Source organism: Undibacterium sp. Ji22W, from assembly GCF_049340305.1.
Taxonomy (GTDB): domain Bacteria; phylum Pseudomonadota; class Gammaproteobacteria; order Burkholderiales; family Burkholderiaceae_D; genus Undibacterium.
In genome coordinates this window covers 181,316-206,312 of sequence record NZ_JBMPOU010000002.1, presented here as the reverse complement: position 1 = coordinate 206,312, position 24,997 = coordinate 181,316, and the positions used below count along the sequence as shown (strand labels likewise).

Sequence of the window (24,997 nt, the reverse complement as noted above, 5' to 3'; positions counted from 1 at the left end):
AGATGGAAGCTTAAGATCATGAAAACATTATTTGAATTAAGACCGATTTTCTCCGCCTTGATGCGGAATAAGTTAGGCCCAGTATTGGTGGCAATGCAAGTTGCTTTGAGTTTGGCAATTCTTGCGAATGCTATCTACATTGTCAATCTGCGCCTTGAAGTGGCGGCGCGCCCAAGTGGTATTGGTGATGAGTTGGAAGTCTTTCGTGCACATGTCAGCAATCAAGTCTTGGGTGGCCATGAGGATCAGGTCGCTCTGCAAAAGCGCGAAGCCGAAACTATACGTGCTGTGCCAGGCGTGGTGTCTGTGGCGCGTGTCAGCTCTTTTCCCGTATCGCGTTCCGGCAGCAATACTTCGGTGTCAGTCGATCGTAAGCAGGAAGTGCCCACTGCGGTGACTGGCATGTTCGTTTCTGCTGATTCTTTGGTGAAAACTTGGAAGTTGCGATTGGTCGAGGGTAGAGATTTTCTGCCCGATGACTATGTGGAATTAAATCCTAGTGTGACGAATGATTTCGTGAAAAAAGTTATCGTCAGTAAGGCACTCGCTGAGAAATTGTTTCCAGGACAGAGCAGTTTTGTTGGTAAGGAATTTTTCTTTGGAACGGGGAGTAATGCGAATGGTGTGACGATTGTCGGCGTGGTCGAAACACTGCAAACTTCAGGTGCACAAGCTGGTCAACGCGGGGAATTGAGTACCATTCTGCCTGCCCGTTTATCTGGTCAGATTTATGATGGCTATGCGGTACGTGCTGAGGCAGGACAACGCGACCGCGTCATGAAAGAAGTGGAAGAAGCCTTACGCAAGGCATCGGCCACCCCGATCTATGTGAAAGCCAAAAGTGTGGAAGAATTCCGTACGGATCGCTATCGTAGTGAGAAAGGTCTAGCGTGGATGCTGCTCGCTGTCAGCAGTTTGTTGGTTGTTGTGACTGCCAGTGGTATCGTCGGGATGAGTACTTTATGGGTGGCGCAACGTCGCAAACAAATTGGTATCCGTCGTGCTTTAGGCGCTAGGCGAGTCGATGTGTTGGCCTATTTTATTGCTGAAAATTGGTTGATTACGACATGCGGTATTGTCTTCGGCATTGCATTGGCTGTAGGCTTAAATCATGTCTTGGTAGGGCAGTTTGAATTGCCTAAACTGCCGGTCAGCTATTTGTTATTTTCGCCGCTGTTATTTTGGATTTTGGGTGTGCTTGCAGTATATGCACCAGCTTGGCGTGCCGCAAGTATTTCGCCAGCAACGGCAACCCGTGGCGTATAGTATTGTGATTTGCTAATATCGCATTTCAGATAGCGATGTTGTGGAGCGCACGATGCTCCACAACATGCAAACTATTTTGACTATTTCTGATGATATGTGTCCCTTGCCTTTTTGATGCGAACCCATGCCCAATGTCTTAATTATTGATGATAATCCCTCCATTGCGATGGCTCTCGACGTCCTGTTGTCTTTGCATGACATCAACAGTTTTAGCGCGCAATCGCCGGAGCAAGGATTAGCTCTGCTAGAACAACAGGCGATTGATCTGGTGATACAGGATATGAATTTTACCGAGGACACAACTTCAGGTGAAGAGGGCGTCGCTTTATTTAAAAAAATCCGCGCCCGCCATCCTGACCTGCCTGTGATTCTGTTGACGGCGTGGACGCATCTGGATGCGGCGGTCGACTTGATTAAAGCTGGTGCAGCCGATTATCTGGCAAAGCCATGGCATGATCAACGTCTGGTCGCCAGTGTCAAAAATCTGATCGAGCTTGGGCAGGTCAACCGCGCTCTGCAGCATCGTGTGCAACGTGAGCGCAAGCAAAAGCGCGAGTTGGAAACTAAATACGATCTGCGCAATTTTGTGTGGCAAGACCCCGCGACCGAACGTGTATTGGGGATGGCCTGTCAGGTCGCGAAATCGGATGTCTCGATTTTGATCACCGGTCCAAATGGCGCTGGGAAAGAGCGGATTGCTGAAATCGTTCAGGCTAATTCTAAAGTCAAAGATGGTGCGTTCGTGATACTTAATTGCGGCGCCATACCGGCCGAACTCATTGAGGCAGAATTATTTGGTGCGGAAGCTGGTGCCTATACGGGTGCTACCAAAGCACGTGAAGGTAAGTTCGAAGCGGCAGATGGTGGCACTTTGTTTTTGGATGAAATTGGGAATTTGCCCTTAGCTGGACAAATCAAATTACTGCGGGTGTTGGAAACCGGTCGCTTTGAAAGATTGGGATCGAATAAAGAACGGCAGGTGAAGGTGAGAGTGATCAGTGCTACGAATGCGGATTTGCCTGCAATGATCAAGTCTGGCCAGTTCAGAGAAGATTTGTTTTATCGCTTAAACGTTATACAACTTAATTTACCCGCCCTAGCAGAACGTCCTGAAGATATCTTACCTCTAGCGGAAGCATTTCTGGAAGAGGGTAAGACTTTGCACGCGACCGCACGCAGCAGTTTGCTTGCGCATACTTGGCCCGGCAATGTGAGGGAATTAAAGAATGTGATGCAAAGAGCTTGTTTGTTAGCAAGTAACGACGATATTAAAGCCGACGACTTAGGTTTGCCCGTTGCTTCAAATGTGTTGAATCAAAACGATGCGGAGCCTGATCGCGAGGCGATCGAGCTGGCCTTAAGTAAGGCGCGTGGTGTCGTGGCACAGGCGGCTGCAGAATTGGGTTTGAGCCGCCAGGCGCTGTATCGACGCATGGATAGATTAAATATCAGCCGTTCTTGAGAGCACCTGTTGTTTCCACAATTTAGCGATCCGCGGCATAATCAGTTTTTCGCATAATTTCTTCTGGCTATGAATCTGCCTCCCGGTAATCTGAATTCTAATTCATCCATTAAGAAACCACGTCGTGGCTGGCGTGTGTCGCTGGCTGCGCGATGGTCGATGCTGATGATCTCAGTTTGCATGGCTTCCCTATCTTGCGCTGCGATTCTGGATTATTTTTTTCCGCATGAACTCTTGTTGGTGGCGGGAATTTGTTTAATGATTTTTGTCCCGATCTCGATCGCGTTGGTGCGAGCGCAGTTACGCCCAGCACTGGAATTATTTCGGGCGATGAGCGGCACGGTACTCAGTTATCAGGATAGAGATTTTTCCTTTGGTTTGCATTGGCAGCGCAATGACGAATTAGCCGATTTAGTCGATGCCCACAATGATCTAGGACATGTCTTGCGTGAACAACGTCTGGATTTGGTGCAGCGCGAATTGCTACTCGATAGTATGTTGCAAAATACGCCTGTGGCGATGCTCTTGGTTGGCTTGCGTGGACATGTAGTCTTCGGCAATATCACAGCAAGACAATTGTTGAATAATGGACGCAAGCTTGAAGGTCTAACGTTAGAAGAAATATTGCAACAAGTCTCGCATTCACTGCGGGAAGCGATGGAGCATGGTGGCGATGGTTTATTTACCGTGAACGCAAGTAAATCGCCGGCCGAAGATCATGCCGCCGATGACAGTGATGAAGATGAAATCTATCACTTGTCCCGTCGTAGTTTCACTTTGAATGGTACTGAGCACGAATTGTTTTTAATTCGTCATCTGACGGTAGAGCTACGCCGGCAAGAAGTGCAAACCTGGAAAAAAGTGATACGCGTGATTAGCCATGAACTGAATAATTCTCTGGCGCCGGTCGCTTCGTTGGCGAATTCTGCCGGTGCTTTAATCAGCCGTGGACAATATGAACGCTTGCCTGAGATCATGCAGATTATCGAAGAGCGTGCCAAGCATTTGGAAAGCTTCATACATGGTTATGCGCGTTTTGCGAAGCTCCCGACGCCACGCTTGGAAAGCATACATTGGCATAGCTTTATCGGACGTCTGCAATCACAGCTGAGTTTTCAATTGGTTGGCCGTTTGCCGGAAGAACAAGCGATGTTCGATGTGGCGCAAATGGAGCAGGCACTACTTAACCTTTTAAAGAATGCGCTGGAATCGGGTTCTCCTACTTCTGGCGTGACGCTGGAAGTGAAGCCGATGGTCGAAGGCGTACGTATCGAAGTCAGTGATCAGGGCAGTGGCATGAGCGATACCGTGATGTCGAATGCCTTGGTTCCTTTCTATTCCACTAAGCGTCATGGCACCGGTTTGGGTCTGGCACTCGCGCGTGAAATTATCGAAGCGCATGGTGGGCGCATCATGTTGAATAATCGTGAAGGCGGCGGCCTGACTGTCAGCTTGATTTTACCGGTTTAAATTTGATCTAAACACCGATACTCTTGGTGTTGTGAAACGCTACTTCTGTGGTGATTGGTCGCCATTAAGTTGTTTTGCCTTAGTATCGTTAGATATTTTCTGGGACACTAATTTTCTTCCCACGATTCTTTCCATTCACTTCACTACGGTATCCAAAGTCATGCTTACAGCCTCGCTATTCTTTGCGCTGACGATCATTGCTTACTTACTTGGGTGCCTAAATGCCAGTTTTTATCTTGCACGTTGGGCGGCGAAGGTCGATATCCGTGAGTTTGGCAGTGGCAATGCGGGTAGCCGTAATCTGTTGCGCAGTTTAGGTCGTGGTTATGCAATTTCCGCTTTTGTATGGGATGCTGCCAAAGCATTTTTTGCGGTATATGGCGCGATCCGTCTGTATCACCCGATGGCGCCGATGGCGTTGAGTTACTTGCCCTTGGTTTGTCTGTGCGCGGTAGTTGCGGGGCATATTTGGCCTATACAGTTGGGATGGCGTGGTGGCAAAGGGCTAGCATGTTTAATAGGAGGATTAGGCGCTTTCGATCCTCTTTTATTGGGTTTTTGCTTATTGCTGTGCCTGGTCATTATTATCATTTGTTGGCTGGGGTTTGCTTGGCGCCAATTTGATGCGGCTGTGTATCTGAGTGTATTGTTGGTGCCGTTGGTATTTCCTATTTATCGAATTGTTTATGCGCACTCTTCATTTCAAGAATTGTTGATAGAGGACTTTTTGTTAATGGGAGTGAGTGCGATAGTGTTGTACGCACATCGCAAGAATATTCGTGATTTATATGCGGGATCTGATGTGATTCAAAGTGTTGGTACCGAAAAATAAGAGAGTGTTTGATGATTTTCAGATCTAAAGACGAATGAAGAATTTGCACAAAGAGTTTTATCACCGTGATGTTTGTCGTTTCGAGTTGAAAATTGAGGTTGAAAGGATAATGCAGATGAAACAGTCGTCGATAGTGTTTAAAATCGCTGATCAAGAACACGAATTTGAGCAGATACATGGGTTGAATTATCGTACTTTTGTAGAAGAAATTCCTCAGCACGCCGCAAATCAAACGCGCCGACTGGTGGATAAATTTCATGCCGAAAATACGTATTTCATTGCGCTGCAAGATCAGCGTTTAATCGGCATGTTGACCTTGCGTGCAGTTCGCCCGTTTTCGTTAGACGATAAGGTCAGTAACTTAGATCAGTATTTGCCCGAAGCGACAGCGAAGACCGCCCATAAGATGTGTGAGATACGCTTGCTGGCGGTAGAGCCAGCCTATCGTCATACCCGTGTTTTTGCACGCTTGTTCAACTTTGTGTTGCAAAGCTGTTTGCAACAAGGTTTCACGCTTGCCTTGGTATCTGCGACTGTCTTACAAGAGAAGTTGTACGCGAATATGGGTTTTACGCCATTTGCCAATTTAGTGGGTAAGCCTGGTGCGATGTATCAACCTATGTATTTGGTCTTATCTTCGGCATTACGTATGCAGCAACGTTTGCAACGTAGTCGCCTAGCAGCAACCCATGCAAACAAGGATCAAACTTCGCACGCAGGTGGTGAGCTCTCTGCGCAATCGACTATCAGTTTTTTGCCAGGGCCGGTGGAGATTCATGCTGCTGTGCAAGCGGTATTTGCACGTGCACCGGTCTCACATCGCGCGCAAGAATTTCATACCCTGCTACAGCATACTAAGTCACGGCTTTGCCAATTGATCAAAGCGCGTGATGTTGAAGTCTTTCTTGGTAGCGGCACACTGGCAAATGATGTGGTGGCAGCGCAGATTAAGCGTTTGAATAGCCATGGTGTGATCCTGGTGAACGGAGAGTTCGGCGAGCGTTTATGTGATCACGCCCAGCGTTTTGGTATCGTATTCAAGTCATTTCATGCAGAGTTTGCGCATAGCTTTGATTTGGATGCCTTGTATCAGACTTTGAAAAAACAAAACCCGGGCTGGTTATGGATGACGCATTGTGAAACTTCCAGCGGCATTTTGAATCCGCTCAAGGCCATTCAAGCAATATGCGATAGTTTGCACATTAAACTCTGTGTCGATTGCACCAGCTCGGTTGCCTGTGTGCCGGTCGATGTGAGTCGCGCGTATCTTGCCAGCACTGTCAGTGGTAAAGCGATTGCGGCGTATCCTGGATTAGCCATCGTTGCTTATTCCCATGCGGTGGAACCTGACCAGCAAATTCCACGCTACCTCGACCTGGGTGTCTATCGTGCGAATGCAGGCATCCCCTACACGCATTCGTCGAATTTGGTAGCGGCTTTGCATCAAGCTTTGTCGCTGATTTCACCGACGCGCTTAGATGAGATCGCCCAAGCATCTCGCAGTTTGCGTACCAGACTTGAACTCGCCGGAATCGCGATTGTGAATCCGGCGCAGGAAAGTTCGCCTGCGGTAATCACTGTATGTTTGCCCAACCAACTTGATTCTGTTGCTTGCGGCGATGCGATGTCTGAGTGTGGTTTTTTGCTCAGCTATCGAAGTGGCTATCTGATAAAAGGGAATTTATTGCAAATATGTTTAATGGGACATACCGATCAAATGCAACAAGAGGACTTAGTGAAGCAGTTAATAGCTTACTGTACACAAACGGTCGGCTCTGCCGATCGGTATGCTGCATAGGAGACATAATCAACGCCTGTCGTGGGCAATAGCAACGCCAGCAATAGTGGTATCCACATGAGTTCAAAATTTGCCTGTTAAAATGCGTTTTCTTCCAGGCATCTGTTTAGTCACATATGCTGTGGTTGACATTTTTTTGCTATTAGATATGGGATAGATAGATGGGTAATCGACTTTCAAAAATTGCTACACGTACCGGTGACGCGGGGACCACGGGTTTGGGTGATGGATCGCGTATCGACAAGGACGCTTTACGGGTGCACGCGATGGGCGACGTCGATGAGCTCAATTCGCATATCGGCGCCTTGATCTGCGAAGATATTCCTGACGCACTGAAACAGGAATTATTTTCCATCCAACATGATTTGTTTGATATGGGCGGTGAGTTGTGTATTCCTGGATACACCATGATTACTGAGGCACAAGTTTTGCGCTTAGACGCTTTACTCGCTAAATACAACGCCGATTTGCCACCATTGAAAGATTTTATCCTGCCTGGTGGCTCCAGAGCTGCCTCGATGGCCCATGTTTGCCGTACCGTTTGTCGCCGTGCAGAACGGGCGATCGTGAGTGTGGGAAAGGCTGAACAAATTAACGAAGCGCCACGCCAATATATGAATCGTTTGTCAGATTTGTTGTTCGTGTTATCACGAGTGCTCAATCGTTTCGCTGGCGGGAGCGACGTTTTGTGGGAAAAAGAACGTCAACGCTAGTTAAAACTTGCAGCCTGTTTTATGATGGACATGAAGTCTCAAGGTGCGTCATAGCAATGGAGGTGGATTATGCCGAAATGGTTAGAACAGGCAGCAAAAAATGAGTTGGAGATCCTCGAAGATGGTCAGTGCCAGCTTTGTGGTTCAGATACTTTTCATGGCATCACCGAATGTGTGAGCACCGCGGGTAAGATAACCCATAAGATCAGTCAGGAAAAAGGCATACAGCATCAGACAATTTTCTTATGCGTGGACGCACATGCCTTACAACATACCTTGATCCATGGTCGCTGGAACAATCACTTCCATCTCGCGCGATTACATCTCATCTTGGTAGACCACATTCAATGGACTTATGATCTCACGACGATCTTGAATGAAGTGTTAGATGACCATAAGAAGCAGCATCCTAACGAAAAAATTGCCGAACCAGATCAAGCACACCAAGCAAAGCTAACGGTGATTGATGTCGACGCTAGCCATGACGATGATGAATATGTCCGACTGGTGTGGGAATGGGCGCAGCAAGTGTATGCTTCCTTTGCCGAACACGATGCCATCAATCATGCCATCGCGCAGCGTTTGGCGGATTCATTCAAACAAAAAAATCTGGCAATTACATCACAATAGAGTGAGGCTAGTTTGTCGCTATCTCTACTCCTCAGATGCCAAAATTTAATTCACACACGTGACTATTATCGTGACGCATTGGAATTCAACGTCACTGAAACCAGCGACTTGTCTTTAGTTATCAGTCGCTTCGATGTGAGCATCATGTTCACCGAGCTCAATCTGTGGGAAAACGATTTGCAGATGTCTGGGACGATCTATATCAGCGTGCCCGATGTTGATCGCTATTTCGCTCAAGTTAAAAATAAAGTCGATTTGGCGTGGGAGTTACAAGACATGCCCTATGGCACGCGAGAATTTGCGCTCAGAGATTGCAATGGCTACTATCTTGCTTTCATGCAAGGAGACTAAAGGTTAGTCATGGAGACGGATTTCACATCACAAGCGACTATAGCAAGGCTCAGGTTTTACTATGTAGATATCTTTTTGGGTAGCAAGAAATTGTCACATGACGATTTCTTTATTTTCCTCAACTGATGCAAAATAGAACTAACATCAACGCAAGTTTAGCTGCGTTCACTGCAACAATTACTCCAAAAAAATCGAGCCTATCTTTGGTGTCGGTGGCTTGGATTTTTCTGTTTTTTGCGCCTGTCGCCTATTTGTTCTCAACTCTAATAAATGGCCCCTTATCAATCGATGAGCGTGACTTGATTCCAGTAAACGTGCACACGCTGCTGTCACCGGAAATCATCCAGCCGACTAGGGGCGGAGATCGTTCACCATACCTTCAATTGTCGCTACAAGAGTCTGACCAGCTGCGGTTTATAGGTGTCGTGCGTGGTTGGGAGTTTCTGCAAAAGGAAACAAGCCAGATTCAGTTGTTAGCATTGCATGAAAATGAGTCGTTGGTGATTTTTGTCGCAGCAGAACATCAGAATAAAGATCTGCGCAGAATTTGGAAGATTCAAAAAAATGGGCAGGTAATTCTAGACTTAAAAGCAACGCAAAGAGCCGAGCGCTTTTTGGCAGAGTATAAGCAAGGGTCAGCTAATGTCATGATTTTTTTCTTCGCGGTGTTAGGATTGTGTGTCTTATCCATTGCAGGCTTACGTAAGTTTCGAAGAACGCAGGGGAATGGAAATTCTGACTTTGTGAGATAGCAGCAGGCTACTGCACTTGAATAATCCCAAGACCACCCCATAACCATTAGCGTGAACAAGCATAAATATTCTTAATTCGGTGTAAATGATGATGTTAACTCCATGCAATTTTTAAAACCTCGCAGTTCCTTTCTTGATCTTCCTGTGATTGGATTGCCTGCGCAGGCAATCGATATCCTCACTACTGCGGCTGCCTTTAAGCAAAGTCTCTTGCAGCAAATCAGTGACGCCAAAAGCAGAATTTTTTTATGCAGTTTGTATTTACAAAATGACGAAGCAGGGCAGCAAATTTTGGATGCCTTGTATGCGGCGAAACGTCGTCATCCTGCATTAGAAATCGGTGTGTTTGTCGATTGGCATCGAGCGCAACGCGGGCTCATCGGCGAAAAGAAAACTCCAGGGAAAGTGGCTGGGAACGCTGCTTGGTATCAAGCCCAAAGTCAGTTACATGAAGTTGCCGTTCCGATCTACGGTGTGCCAGTGCAAACGCGCGAATTGTTTGGTGTTCTGCATTTGAAGGGCTTCGTGATTGACGATGTGGTGACCTATAGCGGCGCCAGTATGAATAATGTTTATCTGCATCAGTTCGAAAAATATAGACATGATCGCTATTGGTTAATTCACGATCAGCGCTTAGCCGATAGCATGGTCACTTGGTTGCAGCATAATTTTTTGAATGCTAAGGCTGTGCATCGCCTCGATCAAGAGGAGGTGCCGCAGACGCGGGCAATTCGTTCCGAGATCCGTGATTTACGAGATAGCTTGAAGAAGGCCAGCTACACTTTGCCGGACGAGGGCATCTTGCGAGAGGCGCCGAAATTAAGTGTGACTTGCCTTTCTGGGGTTGGAAAAAACAATGCATTGAACCGTCATCTGTGTCAGTTGATTGCGGCAGCGAAAACGCAAATCAGAATTTGCACGCCCTATTTTAATTTCCCACTAGCCATCACCCGAGAAATCAATCGTGCTCTCAAGCGCGGAGTCCAGGTGCAGATCATCCTCGGAGATAAGACCGCGAATGATTTTTACATCCCACCCGAACAGGAATTTAAGGCAATTGGGTGTTTACCTTATTTGTACGAAATGAATTTACGGCGTTTCGCAAAAAAACATCAGGCAGAAATGGCGGACGGAGGTTTGCAATTCCATTTGTGGAAAGATGCCGAGAATAGCTATCACTTAAAAGGATTGTGGATAGATCAGCTTTACACGGTCGTGACCGGAAATAATTTGAACCCACGGGCGTTCCGCTTAGATTTGGAAAATGCCTTGTTGTTCACTGATCCAAAAGGGGAGTTGCATCAACAAACCGATGCGGAATTTTCCAGTATCATGCAGCACACCAGCTTGCTCACACATTATCGTCATTTGGAAAAATTGTCAGATTACCCGCCGCAAGTGCGTCAGCTCTTAAGTCGTTTGAGCAGGGTACGTCTAGATCATTTAGCTTATCGCGTGCTGTAAGGTCTTGCATTTAGGGTGGAACGCCAGCCGTTTGCCAGCATTCCACCCCAATTACCTACTGAACCACCAAGTTCGAACTGAGCGTAAAGTAAGTCGGCTTAACGCAAACGACGATTAAATAATTCCAAGGTTCTGCTCCACGCTAATGTGGCTGCATTCGCATCAAAACGTGGTGTGGTGTCGTTATTAAACCCATGCTCAACACCTTCATAGATAAATCCTTGATACTTCACGCCGGCGGCTTTTAACGCTTCTTCATATTTAGGCCAAGCCGCCACTAAGCGTTCGTCTTTGCTAGCATGGTGGACTAAAATTTCAGCTTTAATATTGGGCACTGCATCGAGTGCCGGAGCGCCGCCATAGAAAGGTACCGCGGCGGCGAGATCAGGAATTTTGCTCGCAAGGAAATTCGCAATTGAGCCGCCGTAGCAAAAGCCAACTACACCAACTTTACCGTTGCCACCCGCGATTGTTTTTAGAATGCTAGCAGCAGTGATAAAGTCTTCGCGGGTCTTGGCCTGATCAAGCTTAGGGAATAATTCACGCGCTTTATCTTCAGTGCCAGGATAACCACCAAGAGGGAATAAAGCATCTGGCGCGAACGCGATGAAGTTATCCAGCGCCAGTCTGCGTGCCACGTCTTCGATGTGTGGATTCAAACCACGATTTTCATGCACGACTAACACGGTTGGCAAGGGGCCTTTCGCATTCGCTGGCTTGACCAGATAGCCTCGCAAAGTACCATAGCCGTTGGGTGATGGATATTCTACGTAGCTGGCGACTATGCGCGCATCATCCGCTTTGACCTGCTGCGCCTGTGCAAAATTCGGACTTAACGCTAATAGCAAACCTTCGGCGGTGACAGCACCTGCTGCGTATTTGCCAGCAGAGCTCAAAAATCCACGGCGACTGATACCACCATGGACATATTGATCAAATAGTTTTAATACTTCGGGGTGAAAATCTTTGGCAGTTTTCTTTTGTGATTGTTGTGGCATCGTAGATCTCCTAGGTCGGCTGGTAGGGTACGGCAAGCATGACAATACCAGAATCTTGTCAAGTTGTTTGAACTCCAAAATTCATCATTCGCGGTCTCGATGTCGCGTTGTCTTTCATGTTTTTATTTTAGATAACATTTGAAAAACGCATAAACAAACTCGAAAGCATTCGTTCTCCACATTTCAAGATTTGCTTATGCTTAATCCATGTCTGATTCATTTCTAATTGTGGAGAACATAACCAATGAATGTTTTAAAAAAATCCCGCTCTGCCTTGATTTTCTCTTTACTAGTCTCAGCGACCTTAGCGGTTCTGATACCCTTGCATGTGCGTGCAGCGGATATCACGCTGCTCAATGTTTCCTACGACCCAACCCGCGAACTGTATCAAGATGTGAACGCTGGGTTTGCCAAATATTGGAAAGCCAAGTCTGGCGATAATGTGAGTATCAAGCAATCGCACGGCGGTTCCGGTAAGCAGGCGCGTGCCGTAATTGATGGCTTAGATGCCGATGTACTTACGCTCGCTTTGGCCTATGATATTGATGCCGCTGCCGAGAAGGGTTTGCTGGATAAAGTGTGGCAGAAACGCCTAGCGCATAACGCCTCGCCGTATACCTCAACGATCGTTTTTTTGGTGCGCAAGGGCAACCCAAAAGCGATTAAGGATTGGAGCGATTTGACGAAGCCAGGTGTGGCAGTCATTACACCAAATCCTAAGACCTCTGGTGGTGCACGTTGGAATTATCTGGCGGCATGGGGATATGCCCTTAAGCAGAAAGCAGGTGGCCAGGCGAGTGCTAAAGATTTTGTGCAGAAGTTGTATAAAAATGTGCCGGTGTTAGATTCGGGTGCGCGCGGATCGACGGTGACTTTTGTCGAGCGCGGTATCGGCGACGTTTTGATCACTTGGGAGAACGAAGCTTATTTGGCTCTGAAAGAATTTGGTGCTGATAGACTGCAAATTGTGACGCCAACTGTCAGCATTTTGGCAGAACCCCCGGTCGCAGTCGTCGACAAGACGGTAGATAAGCGCGGTACCAGAAAAGTAGCAGAAGCCTATCTAAATTATCTCTATACCGATGAAGCGCAAGACATTATTGGCAAAAATTTTTATCGTCCGACTGCCGAGCTTGCTGCAAAAAAATACGCAGGCCAATTTGCGAAAGTGAATTTATTTAAGATTGATGAAGTATTTGGTGGTTGGGCTAAGGCACAAAAAGAGCATTTTTCAGATGGCGGTATCTTCGATCAAATTTATCAAGCGAAGTAGTTCTATTCCTGTTACTTCACAGGACGGGATAGGTAACGACGCATTTTGTTCTTTTGTGATACGAGAAGATGCTGTATCTCCTAGTAGATTGGTTTGTGATCCCCCCAAATTTTTCATGTTCCAGAACTTCGAGATGCTCCGCTGTAGTGACGGTCACTATTTTTTCGGAAATTTTCCCCCTCCGGTTTCAAAATTATAGTGGCTTCATTTTCTGCGTAGTAGTGCGCGGTATTGTTGTATTTTCAGGTTTTTTCTGACTTGAAGATGCGTGCAATATCGCGCTTTTTTTGAGCTAAATTTTTGTGCAGTTTTCAACTATGTAAGTCTGAATTTCTTCGTTTTCCAAATTTGATTTTTCTTTTAGTCTCTTTGTTTAGAACTCATTTGTATCAAATCAATTATTCAGGAGAGAAATGATGTTGCAGAGGGGATTGGAAGTTTATTTGGAATGCTTGCGAAACAAGAACGTAGAAAATTTGTTTGTAGGAAATGATGGACGCATAGCCGCACGATTTTTTAACGCGCGTCTGAGTAGTGTATTTCAAGCGATACGTTCAGAGCAGAATTTGGAGTTGCTCGCCTATGAAGCCATGGTTCGCAGTTTTTCCATTAACGATACGGGTTTGAGTATCTTGAAATTGTTAGAACACGCGACGACTGATGATGAATCTATTGAACTTGATCGCTTATGTCGCTTGCTCCATGTGCTGAATTTTTTTCGTCAAAACTCTGGCCCAAATATTGACCTGTATTTGAGCGTGCACAGTCGCCTATTGACCGCTGTTGCAGGTAATCACGGTGCGGCGTTTCAGCGCGTGTTGACTAGCTTGGATATCCCTCAACAACGTATCGTATTACAACTGCCAGCGATTACCCCGAGTCAGGGTTGGGCAGTGGCACATGTCGCAAAAAACTATAGAAGAAATGGATTTCGTTTTGCGGTACATGCACGGACTGTGGAACAGGCGTACGAGCTGTTAGATAGCGTTAACCCTGACGTGTTGAAATTAAATGCAGAGAACGCACTCACAGAGAACGAACTTGGCCGATTCGATAAGCTTTTGTCGACGGCGGCGCGACAGCAATGTCGTGTGATTTTGCGTAAAGTTGACCAAATCAACTGGTTGCGACAACGACCGACTTCATCACAGCAACCGACGGCATTCGGGATTCAGGGGAATGCTGTGGATATTGCACGCTCGGTATTGCCTGCATCGCCGCACAATGGCTTAGTGCCGACTGCTGTTGCTAAGGCAGGTTATCGAGACACCCAGCAATGCTGTATTTGAAAGATTAACGTCGTTCATCTTATGCGGAAAACGACTATAGAAAGATGAAAAAAATCGTTTTCCATATAACTTAACCATGCAATCATGTGACTTCTATAGCTTAATCGGTAATAAAGGCGTCACATGGCATTTCTTTCAAAAAATCGGGCAAAGGCACGTCGGGTCATTCCTGGCTTTAGCCTGTCAGTTGGGTTCACCTTGTTTTATCTGGGCCTGATCGTCTTGATTCCACTGTCAGCAGTATTTTTCAAGACCTTCACGATGACTTGGGATGCGTTCTGGCATACCGTGACTTCCGAGCGCGTGATGGCATCGTATCGCCTGACTTTTGGTGCTTCTCTGCTCGCGGCTTTTATTAATGTGATTTTCGGCGGCATCCTGGCTTGGGTATTGGTGCGCTATAAGTTTCCGGGTAAGCGTTTGATTGATGCTTTTGTTGATTTGCCGTTCGCACTTCCGACTGCAGTGGCAGGAATTACGCTAGCGACTTTATATGCACCAAATGGTTGGCTCGGCAAGCTACTTGCACCTTGGGGCATTAAAGTCGCTTACACACCCTTAGGTGTTTTGGTTGCCTTGATTTTTATTGGCCTACCTTTTGTGGTACGTACCGTGCAGCCAGTCCTAGAGGAAGCTGAAAAAGAATTAGAAGAAGCCGCCATCAGCTTGGGTGCGAGTCACTGGCAAACCTTTATCAAAGTTATTTTCCCCACAATACTGCCCGCTGTATTGACTGGCTTTGCCTTAGCCTTTGCGCGTGCAACTGGTGAGTATGGTTCAGTGATTTTTATCGCTGGCAATATGCCGATGATTTCTGAAATTACGCCGCTATTCATGATCACTAAATTGGAACAGTACGATTATGCCGGCGCGACGGCGATTGCGGTGGTGATGCTGATTATCTCTTTCATTTTGTTATTGGCGATTAATGGTTTGCAGGCTTGGACGCGTCGCCGTCAAACTGCGGGGAGAGAATAATGATAAGCACAAGTATTGCTAGTAACACGACTTCCCAAAAACGTAGTGAGCCGCCCTTGCAATTGCAGGCAACCATGGAACCAATGTGGGTCAGAGTTCTCTTGATCGTATTGGCATTGGCTTTCGTAACGCTATTCTTGTTCGTGCCCTTGGTTGCCGTGTTTTCAGAAGCTTTACGCAAAGGGTGGGCAACTTATCTGACAGCGATTCAAGAGCCTGATGCGCTGTCCTCGATTAAATTAACTTTGATCTCAGCGGCCATTGCCGTGCCACTCAATTTGGTGTTTGGGGTTGCGGCGGCGTGGGCAATCGCCAAATTTGAATTCCGTGGCAAGAATGTTTTGCTTACCTTGATCGACTTGCCGTTCTCGGTTTCTCCTGTGATTTCTGGTTTGATTTATGTCTTGCTTTTTGGTGCGCAAGGTTGGTTTGGTGAGTGGTTACGGACGCACGATATTAAGATTTTGTTTGCCGTACCCGGCATTGTTTTAGCCACGGTTTTTGTCACTTTTCCATTTGTAGCGCGTGAGTTGATTCCCTTAATGCAAGCGCAAGGGAGTGAGGAAGAGGAAGCCGCCTTGGTGCTCGGCGCTTCGGGTTGGAAGACTTTCTGGCACGTGACTTTGCCGAATATTAAGTGGGGCTTGTTGTATGGTGTGATTCTCTGTAATGCGCGTGCCATGGGCGAATTTGGCGCGGTGTCGGTCGTGTCGGGACACATTCGAGGCGAAACGAATACCATGCCTTTGCAAGTCGAGATTTTGTATAACGAATATAACTTTACCGCTGCATTTGCTGTGGCGTCTTTGTTGACTTTGCTGGCTTTAGTGACGCTGGCGTTGAAGACAATAGTGGAATGGAAAACTGACGAATCACGTCAGGGTATTCCACAGGAATAGTAGTCAGTGCCTCTCTCGCAAGCGATAGGTAGAAGTAAGGATCAAGCTCCCTCTCCCGTGGGCGGGAGAGGGTAGGGGAGAGGGCGGTTCAGACTGGCGAAATGCCTATTTAATGTTCCCGACTCTATTTAGTATATGCAAATGAAACATCAATTGACTTACTTGACGACCCTCATCCCCAACCCTTCTCCCGCTCGCGGGAGAAGGGAGTATGTGTGTAAGTTTTTGAAAAAATTTGAAAGATTGGAAAAAACATGAGCATCGCTGTCAATCAATTGCAAAAACGCTTCGGCAATTTTACTGCCTTAGATAATGTGTCATTAGATTTTCCGAATGGCGAATTAACGGCATTATTGGGGCCATCGGGTTGTGGCAAGACGACCTTGTTACGTATCATCGCTGGTTTGGAATATGCTGACAGTGGTCAGGTTTTGTTGGATGGCGAAGATGCTTCAAATCAGCATGTGCGTGAGCGTCAGGTGGGCTTTGTGTTTCAACACTATGCCTTGTTTAAACACATGACCATCTTTGAAAATATTGCCTTTGGCCTGCGTGTGAAACCGCGTCATTTGCGCCCCTCTGAAGCGCAGATCAAAGAAAAGGTCACGAAACTTCTGGAGTTGGTACAACTCGATTGGCTGGCAGACCGTTATCCGCCGCAACTCTCCGGCGGACAGCGTCAACGCATTGCCTTAGCGCGTGCATTGGCTGTCGAACCACGAGTTCTTTTATTGGATGAACCCTTCGGTGCGCTCGACGCAAAAGTGCGTAAAGAACTGCGCCGATGGTTGCGTCGTTTGCATGATGAACTACACGTTACGAGTATTTTTGTTACCCATGATCAGGAAGAGGCATTGGAAGTTGCCGATCAAATCGTGGTGATGAACCATGGCAAAGTTGAACAGGTCGGCGCACCGAACGAAGTTTACCAACATCCTGCTACGCCGTTTGTGTATGGTTTCTTGGGTAACGTGAATCTGTTTCATGGTCGAGTGCACGAAGGTGTATTGGATGCCGATGGCGTAGCGTTTGATGCGCCCGGCCATGCCGATACGCGTGACGCGGTTGGTACTGGTTACGTGCGTCCCCATGAACTCGATATTGATCGCTATACGGCAGGTGCTACAGGCTTGGTAGTGAAGCTACGCCGTGTGCATGGCATAGGACCGCTTGCGCAGTTGGAACTGGTACGTGAAGACAATGGACAAGTTGTGGAAGCAATGATTAGTACTGAGCGCGCTGTGCATTTGGATCTGCAAGTGGGCGAAGCATTAGTGGTGAAACCGAAACGTCTGCATGTGTTTGTTGATAATGTGAGTGCCTAGGAACGACTATGAATTTCCAACAATTACGTTCCATCCGTGAAGCTTGCCGCTGTGGTTATAACCTGACTGAAGTAGCGAATGTTTTATACACATCACAACCTGGCGTCAGTCGCCAGATTCGCGAAGTAGAAGAAGAGTTAGGCGTCGATATTTTTGAACGCAATGGCAAACGTTTAACCGGATTGACGGAGCCAGGCAAGGGCATTTTGCCCATCATAGAAAGATTATTGTTAGAAGCTGAAAATTTGCGTCAGGCGGGCAACGATTATTCTGATCAAGCGCGTGGTACTTTAGCGATTGCAACGACGCATACCCAAGCGCGCTATGTGCTGCCGAAAGTGGTGCAGCAATTCCGTCTCGCTTTTCCTGAAGTGCGTATCGCACTCCAGCAAAGTGCACCCGAGCATATTGCTGAGTGGGTCTTATCAGGTAAGGCGGATATCGGTATAGCGACCGAAGGTTTATCGGCATTTAAAGATCTCGTGTCGTTCCCTTGCTATGAATGGAATCACGTGGTCGTGGTGCCGGATGGACATCCATTGCTAGCCCACGCGGAGCTAAGTTTAGAAGACTTGGCGAAGTTCCCATTGATTACTTACGATGTTGGTTTTACCGGACGTGGGCATATTGATGATGCGTTTAAACGGGCGGGATTGCGTACCGATATTGTATTAACCGCGATGGATTCGGACGTAATTCAACAATATGTTGCGCTTGGCTTAGGCGTAGGATTGGTCGCCTCGATGGCCATCGAGTCGGGCAATGAAAATCAACGTGCACAGGGATTGCGTACTATTTCTGCGAGTCATCTATTTCAATCCAATGTGACCAGATTAGCGGTGCGTCGCGGTGCCTATCTGCGTGCTTATACTTACGACTTCATTCAAAAATTTGCACCAGATTTAAGTCGTGAAGATATTCGTGCCGCGTTGGCGGAACAAGAAATTTAATCGTCAATAAAAAATGCCGGCAATACCTGCACTGGTATTGACGGCATTCATCATTAACTGGATTTTCTGTTAGATCTTTGCGAAGCGATGGCGAATAGAAGCTTCTATTCCTTCTGCATTCAGACCACATTGCGCCAACAGTAGGGCAGGATCACCATGATCGACAAATTTATCTGGCAGACCAAGTATCAATAATGGTTTGCTGATGTTGGCCGCTGCTAAGACTTCGGCAACAGCAGAGCCGGCACCGCCCATCACACAACCTTCTTCTATCGTCACCAGGGCGTCGTGCGTGTTTGCCATCTCTTGTATCATGTCCGTATCAATAGGCTTGATAAAGCGCATGTTAACCAGACTGGCATCGAGTGATTCAGCTGCTGCTAAAGCAGGGTGCACCATAGAGCCAAACGCCAGAATCGCGATTTTTTTACCCAGTCGTTTGAGTTCTGCTTTACCTAAAGGCAGTTCAGTTAATGCTGTTTCAATTGTCGCCCCGATGCCCGCGCCACGTGGATAACGAATCGCTGCCGGACCCGGATAGTTGTAACCGGTTGTCAGCATTTGACGACATTCATTTTCATCGCTGGCGGCCATCACTACCATATTCGGAATGCAGCGCAGATAAGCCAAGTCGTAATTACCTGCATGTGTCGCACCATCAGCACCGACTAAACCCGCACGATCTAAGGCGAAAGTGACATCGAGATTTTGTAAAGCGATGTCATGAATCAGTTGATCATAGGCGCGCTGTAAGAATGTTGAATAGATCGCGACTACGGGTTTCAATCCCTCAGTCGCCATGCCGCCAGCAAAAGTCACGGAGTGTTGTTCAGCGATACCAACGTCATAGTAACGTTGTGGAAAACGCTGTTCAAATTCCACCATGCCAGAGCCTTCGCGCATCGCGGGGGTAATGCCAATTAGCTTGTTATCGGCAGCGGCCATATCGCACAGCCAATCACCAAAGACTTGGGTATAAGTTTTTTTGGCTGGCGCAGCGGCGGGCTTGATGCCTTCAGCCGGATTAAATTTGCCTGGGCCATGATACAAAATTGGGTCGTTTTCAGCGAGTTTATAACCCTGACCTTTTTTCGTGACGACATGCAAAAATTGCGGGCCTTTCAGGTTCTTAATATTTTGCAACGTCGGAATCAACGATTCCAGATCGTGTCCATCAATAGGACCAATATAGTTAAATCCAAATTCTTCAAACATGGTCGCTGGAACGATCATGCCTTTTGCATGTTCTTCAAACCGACGTGCCAGTTCTAACATTGGTGGTGGCAAGACGGACTTACCGACATTACGTGCTGCGGCATAAAATTTACCCGACATTAAACGCGCCAGATAGCGATTTAAAGCGCCGACGGGTGGCGAGATCGACATATCGTTATCGTTGAGCACCACCAACATATTGATGTCATCGTAGACGCCCGCGTTATTCAAAGCTTCAAATGCCATCCCAGCCGTCATGGAGCCATCGCCAATGATCGCAACTGCATGGCGTGATTCGCCTTTGGTACGCGCGGCTAATGCCATGCCAAGTGCAGCAGAAATAGAAGTTGATGAATGTGCTGTGCCGAAAGTATCGTATTCACTTTCTACTCTGCGCGGAAAGCCAGAGATGCCATCGAGTTGACGCAGGCTATGCATCTGGTCGCGACGTCCGGTGAGAATTTTGTGTGGATAGGTTTGGTGGCCGACATCCCATACTAAGCGGTCCTCCGGCGTATTGAACACGTAATGCAGGGCAATCGTCAGTTCAACTGTGCCCAGATTGGAAGATAAATGACCGCCCGTTTTGGAGACGGAATCAATCACGTATTGGCGTAATTCATCTGCCAGTCCGCTCAGTTGCGTGCGATTGAGTTGGCGTAGGTCCGCCGGTGAGTTAATCGTAGATAGTAAGGACATGTTTATGCTTTCCGCTGAACAATGAGATCTGCTAAGTCATGCAGATGCTGGGCGGATTCTCCAAATGGGGATACGGCTTGATGTGCGTCTTGGCAGAGTTGATCAGCTAACTGGCGCGAAGCATCTAAACCTAAAAGTGAGACATAAGTCGGCTTGTTGTCGGCAGCATCCTTGCCGGCGGTTTTGCCTAAGGTCGCAGAATCAGCAGTCGCATCAAGCACATCATCGACAACTTGAAACGCGAGACCAATTGCGCGCGCGTAGTGATCGAGCGAGCTAATCTCTTCGGCTGTTAATCGCTTGCCGCTCATCGCTCCCAGCAACACAGAAGCACGTAACAGCGCGCCAGTTTTTAGTCTGTGCATTTGTTCTAGCTCAGGCAAGCTTAAGGCCTTACCGACGCTGGCCAAGTCGATCGCTTGACCGCCACACATACCGACAGAACCTGAAGCTTGCGCCAATAATTGCAGCATCGGCAGTTTGTGATCAGCGCAGGCTTCTGCTTCGCTTAATACTAAGAATGCCTGCGCCTGCAAGGCATCGCCAACTAACAGGGCCGTCGCCTCGTCATATTTCTTATGAACGGTCGGTTTGCCACGACGAAGTGCATCATCATCCATGCAAGGCATGTCATCATGTACCAAGGAATAGGCGTGTATCATTTCGACCGCGCAAGCTGCACGGGATAATAATTCTGTCGGTGCTTCAAATAATTTTCCTGCTGCAAATACCAACAATGGACGCACGCGCTTGCCACCATCCAATACGGCATATGCCATCGCTTCATGCAAGGTCTGTGGTGCTTGGTTCAGAGCGGGTAAATAGTTGGTAAGGGCAACTTCGACATCTGCTTGTATGGATTTCATCCATGCCTGAAATTGACTACTCATGCCTGATCCTCATGATTGCTGGCATCGGTAGAGAAAGGTTTTAACATGCCAGCATCGAGAATTTTGACTTGTTGTTCGACTTTTTCTAATTGAGCTGCGCAATATTTGATGAGGTCGGAGCCGCGTTGGTAAGCTGTGATGGAAGCTTCCAAAGGAAGTTGGCCAGTTTCCATTTGTGTCACCAATTCGCTCAGTTCTGCCATCGCACTTTCGAACGAATTTGGTGTGGCATTAGACGGTAATTTCTTTGACATAGAGTAGTATGCACGGTAGATTGCAGGAGCGGCAAATGAAGACTAGCCAGCGATCCTCGAAAACCCTGTATTTTAGAGCAAAGGGGCTGGCTGTGTGGAGTTATCCTACTACTTGTTATGAATTGCAAAGAGCTGAAATGAAATAGAAGTAAGCATGCGTTTAAGTTGGCTCAAATCGAATCAATCACAGTAGTTTGATGCAATAATTAAAATAAAAACATTATTTGTACGAGATTTATGCCAAAAAACCTGGTGTGGAACAAAAAAATGCCTAAAAAATGAGCGAAATTGCGTTTCGAACATTTCCATGTGGAAATAAATTGAATATAGTCGTGATTACTTATCCTCATTAATTTGGAAAAATTGTCGTAATAGCTATTTCATTATCGTATTGTTGTATTCTTGTATTGTTGCTAGTCCAGTAATTACTCATCCGATTAGTGTTGTTAAAATTCTTGTATGTCCAAAAATCAAGCACATCAGAAGCAAGTCGAAGGGAGTCAGAAGGTCAAAGCGCCAATTTCTTTGGATGCGCTCGACACCTGGCAGGCTCTTGTACAACACGCCTATCAATTAGTTTCTCCGCAGATCGATGCTTTTGCGGGGCGCTTGTCGCATGCTTTATTTGTCAAATCTGAAGAGGCGAGTGACGCTAAAGAAGCGGCGCTTTATTTTCACGGTGCGCAATTACTCAAGAACAGCACTTACACTTATTTTTACCTTTGCTCTGGCATTCTCGAAAAAACGCTCAAAAGCGAAGCTGCTGCGATTCGCAACCCAGAGCAAAAGACACCTGTCGGTCTAGCGGATGAAGGAATGACGCTCGTCTCGTATGAAGAGATGGATTTGAAATTGAGCATCAGTCGCGCAAGCCGCACTTTGGAATTAGATCACGCAGAAAGTTTGGCCGCTCTGAATATGCGATTGGCTAGCTTACTCGGAATTGAGACCCTGAATCTTACCCAAAATCCCTTCAGGCCAGAAGTGTTTCTGCGAGTTCTCAATACAGGATGGTGTGAGTTTAATCCTGAGAAGAATGCACATGATTATGTATTACCCCTAATTAGTGAGTTGATTTTTAATTTGGGACCGGTATACCAAGCTTTAAACGAGTTATTGGTGGTTCGTGGAATACTCCCTGATCTGCAAGAGTCTTATCGTATGAAACGCAAACAAGCGAGTGCGGAAGCAGCGCGTGTCGGCGAGGTGGTGAAGAACGAAGTTACCAAAAAACTTGAACAGTATTTTTCTGAACAATCAGGTATACCCGCAAATGCTGTGGGTAGCTCTGCAGGAGCTGCGGGCGCGGGTGCAGGCGCGTCGTCATCGCAGGCGGCTGGAGGATTTCATTTTCCAGGCCCGGCAACGAATTTCCAGCCCGCCAATTCCGAGTTGTTCCAGTATCTGGCAGGTGTTCAGAAGAACATGGCGATACATCAATTAGTATCGGGTGCTCAGCAAGCAGTACGCTTATCAAATATGCGCCAAGAAATGCCATCGATGTTTCATACCGGCGTTGAAAAGCATACCTTTGATTTGATGTCGCATGTATTCGACGGTGTATTAAGTAACCGTGAGATTGCCGATCCCATTAAAGAATTAATCAGTGCATTGCAAGTTCCCGTATTAAAAGCAGCCTTGATTGATAAAGATTTCTTCTTCCAAGATGCACATCCTGCACGTCGCCTGATCGACTTGTTATCGAAATACAGTGTTGAATTAGATCCAGAAAAAGGTCAGGACGATCCTTTGTTCCGCGAGATGCAACGCAATGTAATGCGGGTGCAAAAAGAATTCGATCAACAGTTGGATCTATTTGATGAGGTCGTCACTGATCTTGAAAATTTCATCAAGAAAGAAGAAGCGGCAACCATCGAATCTTTGCAAGCGCCGATTAATCGCGCCCTGCAAAGAGAAAAATTTAAGCAGGCCAGCATCTCCGCGACCAATGATATTTCTATGCGCATAGGGACTGGCGAAGTTGTCGCTTTCGTCGAGACTTTCTTGGAAAATCGCTGGACCAAAGTGTTGACTCTGGCTTACAGCGTACAAGATCAAAAGCCTCATGCGGTTGAAGACGCGATCAAGACCATGGATGATTTGATTTGGAGTATCAAACCTAAGATTACTTTGGCGCAGCGTCAGGACATGATTAACCGCCTGCCAGGCATTTTGGCGCGTTTGAATAAATGGCTCAGTTTGATTAAGTGGGAAGATGCAGATCGCGTACAATTTTTCGCCGATTTGGCAGAATGCCACGCGTCCATTGTTCGTGCCCCATTGGAATTGTCGCCAGAGCGTCAGATGGAAATCGCGGTCGAAGCTGCCAAGATTGCGACGGAACGCCGTCTGGAAAAACGGGCCAAAGCAGAAGCTGATGCCAAATTAAAAGCTCAAGCGGACGAAGCTGAAAAAATGGCGTTGGTTGCGCAAGCGCTAGAAAATGCGAAGATCGAAGCAGAGCAAAAAACGAGAGAAGAAACGCAAGCAAAAGTCAATGCTGCGCTTGCTGCGGCCGATGGCACAAACGAAACAGTTGCGGGTGTGGATGCAGCATCACCTACAGCCTCATCCGCAGATGCTGAACAGGTCAACGCATCAAGTCAGACAGTGCGTGTTACGCCAGAAATCAGTGAAGAATCCATTGTCGCTAAGCTAGAACGGGCGATTGAAGATGCGACCGCGGCCGTTGCGAATTTGGAGCGGGGCGAATGGGTGCAGTTCCGCAAATTGGACGACAGCTTACAAAAAGTCAGACTGGCATGGATCAGCCCCATGCGTAGTTTGTTTATCTTTACGTCCAGTCAAAAAGAAAAATCCTTCTCGGTTGCCGTCGATGAATTAGAAAGAAATTTCCGGGATGGTCGTGCGACGGTGGTATCCGTTGATCATGTGGTCGATAAAGCCTTGTTGGAAGCCTTGAGTAAGCCTAAATCGATGTCAGAGCCAGACCCAGTTTCCGCTTAAATCGGGAGAATATTTGTTCGTCTCCCGGCTCTTTTGCCCTCCCATTTTTTTATACGTTGGCTCGATCTCAAAGTCGTAAAGTTTGCAGTTTGCTTCTTTTGATAACGCAAATGTATTCCTCCAAATTTCAAAGTCGCTGCCGAAAATTTCTGATCGGCCTGCGCCAGCTCAAGAAAAATCACTTTTCTTAGTTTCCGAATATTCTTTCCGAATCCTGCTTCAAAGTCGTCTCTATAAGGTTTGCTCACTCTCTGGAAAGTCGACTGTAGCTTAAGGTTTTTGCGTTTTTGTTGAGGATCAGGCGAAATCCTCCGTGAAGAGTGAAAAATCACCATCTAAGTGCGCGAAATAGACATTATGCATTTCATGCATAGTTAGATGCAAACAAAGCATTGGAGAACGTGCAAGTACTTGCCTTAAGATTCGCTGCCTTTGATGGACTCGGTGCCAATCTTTAATCGTGCTGAATCCGGTCAAATATAAGAAATTAACCCCAAGAAGATTTATCCCAAATTTACTGAA

General features: G+C 46.9%; 21 protein-coding genes. 17 read left to right on the top strand and 4 right to left on the bottom strand.

Going from position 1 to position 24,997, the window contains the following annotated elements:
- Positions 1-18 precede the first annotated feature (18 nt).
- The 10 genes from ACO0KW_RS07725 to pssA all read left to right on the top strand — a co-directional run bounded on the left by ACO0KW_RS07725 (position 19) and on the right by pssA (position 10,738).
- Positions 19-1,266, top strand: a complete 1,248-nt coding sequence (locus tag ACO0KW_RS07725) for an ABC transporter permease (RefSeq protein ID WP_423052330.1) — start codon at positions 19-21, stop codon at positions 1,264-1,266.
- A 124-nt stretch (positions 1,267-1,390) separates the two neighbouring features.
- Complete coding sequence (locus tag ACO0KW_RS07720) at positions 1,391-2,728, top strand: sigma-54-dependent transcriptional regulator (RefSeq protein WP_423052328.1); 1,338 nt, start codon at positions 1,391-1,393, stop codon at positions 2,726-2,728.
- A gap of 69 nt (positions 2,729-2,797) precedes the next feature.
- The gene (locus ACO0KW_RS07715) at positions 2,798-4,198 is read left to right on the top strand and encodes a sensor histidine kinase (protein ID WP_423052326.1); all 1,401 of its coding nucleotides are present in this window, start codon (positions 2,798-2,800) and stop codon (positions 4,196-4,198) included.
- A gap of 160 nt (positions 4,199-4,358) precedes the next feature.
- The gene (locus ACO0KW_RS07710) at positions 4,359-5,030 is read left to right on the top strand and encodes a glycerol-3-phosphate acyltransferase (RefSeq protein WP_423052324.1); all 672 of its coding nucleotides are present in this window, start codon (positions 4,359-4,361) and stop codon (positions 5,028-5,030) included.
- 109 nt (positions 5,031-5,139) lie between these two features.
- Complete coding sequence (locus ACO0KW_RS07705) at positions 5,140-6,828, top strand: aminotransferase class V-fold PLP-dependent enzyme (RefSeq protein WP_423052322.1); 1,689 nt, start codon at positions 5,140-5,142, stop codon at positions 6,826-6,828.
- A 161-nt stretch (positions 6,829-6,989) separates the two neighbouring features.
- Positions 6,990-7,541, top strand: a complete 552-nt coding sequence (locus ACO0KW_RS07700; protein ID WP_423052320.1) for a cob(I)yrinic acid a,c-diamide adenosyltransferase — start codon at positions 6,990-6,992, stop codon at positions 7,539-7,541.
- 69 nt (positions 7,542-7,610) lie between these two features.
- A complete protein-coding gene (locus ACO0KW_RS07695) occupies positions 7,611-8,171 on the top strand; it encodes a DUF5946 family protein (RefSeq protein ID WP_423052318.1) in 561 nt (186 codons plus the stop codon).
- Positions 8,172-8,183: 12 nt separating this feature from the next.
- Positions 8,184-8,522, top strand: a complete 339-nt coding sequence (locus tag ACO0KW_RS07690) for a VOC family protein (protein ID WP_423052316.1) — start codon at positions 8,184-8,186, stop codon at positions 8,520-8,522.
- Between the two features lie 125 nt (positions 8,523-8,647).
- Positions 8,648-9,274: a hypothetical protein gene (locus ACO0KW_RS07685; protein WP_423052314.1), complete on the top strand. Its 627-nt coding sequence runs from the start codon at positions 8,648-8,650 to the stop codon at positions 9,272-9,274.
- A 102-nt stretch (positions 9,275-9,376) separates the two neighbouring features.
- Entirely contained in the window at positions 9,377-10,738 is a 1,362-nt protein-coding gene (gene pssA, locus ACO0KW_RS07680) for a CDP-diacylglycerol--serine O-phosphatidyltransferase (RefSeq protein ID WP_423052312.1), read from the top strand.
- Positions 10,739-10,836: 98 nt separating this feature from the next.
- On the opposite strand, the gene ACO0KW_RS07675 is transcribed toward pssA, so the two are convergent.
- Entirely contained in the window at positions 10,837-11,736 is a 900-nt protein-coding gene (locus ACO0KW_RS07675; protein ID WP_423052310.1) for a dienelactone hydrolase family protein, read from the bottom strand.
- A gap of 244 nt (positions 11,737-11,980) precedes the next feature.
- Between ACO0KW_RS07675 and ACO0KW_RS07670 the strand changes: the two genes are divergently transcribed.
- The 6 genes from ACO0KW_RS07670 (at position 11,981) to ACO0KW_RS07645 (ending at position 18,450) form a co-directional block, all read left to right on the top strand.
- Positions 11,981-13,009, top strand: coding sequence for a sulfate ABC transporter substrate-binding protein (locus ACO0KW_RS07670; protein WP_423052308.1), 1,029 nt, complete (start codon positions 11,981-11,983; stop codon positions 13,007-13,009).
- 413 nt (positions 13,010-13,422) lie between these two features.
- The gene (locus ACO0KW_RS07665; RefSeq protein WP_423052306.1) at positions 13,423-14,298 is read left to right on the top strand and encodes an EAL domain-containing protein; all 876 of its coding nucleotides are present in this window, start codon (positions 13,423-13,425) and stop codon (positions 14,296-14,298) included.
- Positions 14,299-14,421: 123 nt separating this feature from the next.
- The gene (cysT, locus tag ACO0KW_RS07660; protein ID WP_423052304.1) at positions 14,422-15,276 is read left to right on the top strand and encodes a sulfate ABC transporter permease subunit CysT; all 855 of its coding nucleotides are present in this window, start codon (positions 14,422-14,424) and stop codon (positions 15,274-15,276) included.
- Complete coding sequence (gene cysW, locus ACO0KW_RS07655; protein WP_423052302.1) at positions 15,276-16,175, top strand: sulfate ABC transporter permease subunit CysW; 900 nt, start codon at positions 15,276-15,278, stop codon at positions 16,173-16,175. The genes cysT and cysW overlap by 1 nt, the downstream gene beginning before the upstream one ends.
- A 254-nt stretch (positions 16,176-16,429) precedes the next feature.
- Positions 16,430-17,500 (top strand): sulfate/molybdate ABC transporter ATP-binding protein, encoded by a 1,071-nt coding sequence (locus tag ACO0KW_RS07650; protein ID WP_423052300.1) that lies wholly within the window; start codon positions 16,430-16,432, stop codon positions 17,498-17,500.
- An 8-nt stretch (positions 17,501-17,508) separates the two neighbouring features.
- Complete coding sequence (locus ACO0KW_RS07645) at positions 17,509-18,450, top strand: CysB family HTH-type transcriptional regulator (RefSeq protein WP_423052298.1); 942 nt, start codon at positions 17,509-17,511, stop codon at positions 18,448-18,450.
- Between the two features lie 69 nt (positions 18,451-18,519).
- Here ACO0KW_RS07645 and dxs read toward each other — a convergent pair whose 3' ends face one another.
- From dxs to ACO0KW_RS07630, 3 genes are read right to left on the bottom strand one after another with little or no spacing between them, the layout of a single operon-like run.
- Positions 18,520-20,364: a 1-deoxy-D-xylulose-5-phosphate synthase gene (gene dxs / locus ACO0KW_RS07640; RefSeq protein ID WP_423052296.1), complete on the bottom strand. Its 1,845-nt coding sequence runs from the start codon at positions 20,362-20,364 to the stop codon at positions 18,520-18,522.
- 2 nt (positions 20,365-20,366) lie between these two features.
- Positions 20,367-21,254 carry a polyprenyl synthetase family protein gene (locus ACO0KW_RS07635; RefSeq protein ID WP_423052294.1) on the bottom strand — a complete coding sequence of 296 codons (888 nt, stop codon included), beginning with the start codon at positions 21,252-21,254 and terminating at the stop codon, positions 20,367-20,369.
- Entirely contained in the window at positions 21,251-21,508 is a 258-nt protein-coding gene (locus tag ACO0KW_RS07630) for an exodeoxyribonuclease VII small subunit (protein ID WP_423052292.1), read from the bottom strand. Before ACO0KW_RS07630 ends, ACO0KW_RS07635 begins: the two co-directional genes overlap by 4 nt.
- 459 nt (positions 21,509-21,967) lie before the next feature.
- On the opposite strand from ACO0KW_RS07630, the gene ACO0KW_RS07625 reads away from it, so the two are divergent.
- Positions 21,968-24,475, top strand: coding sequence for a DUF1631 family protein (locus tag ACO0KW_RS07625; RefSeq protein ID WP_423052290.1), 2,508 nt, complete (start codon positions 21,968-21,970; stop codon positions 24,473-24,475).
- The last annotated feature ends 522 nt before the right edge of the window (positions 24,476-24,997 follow it).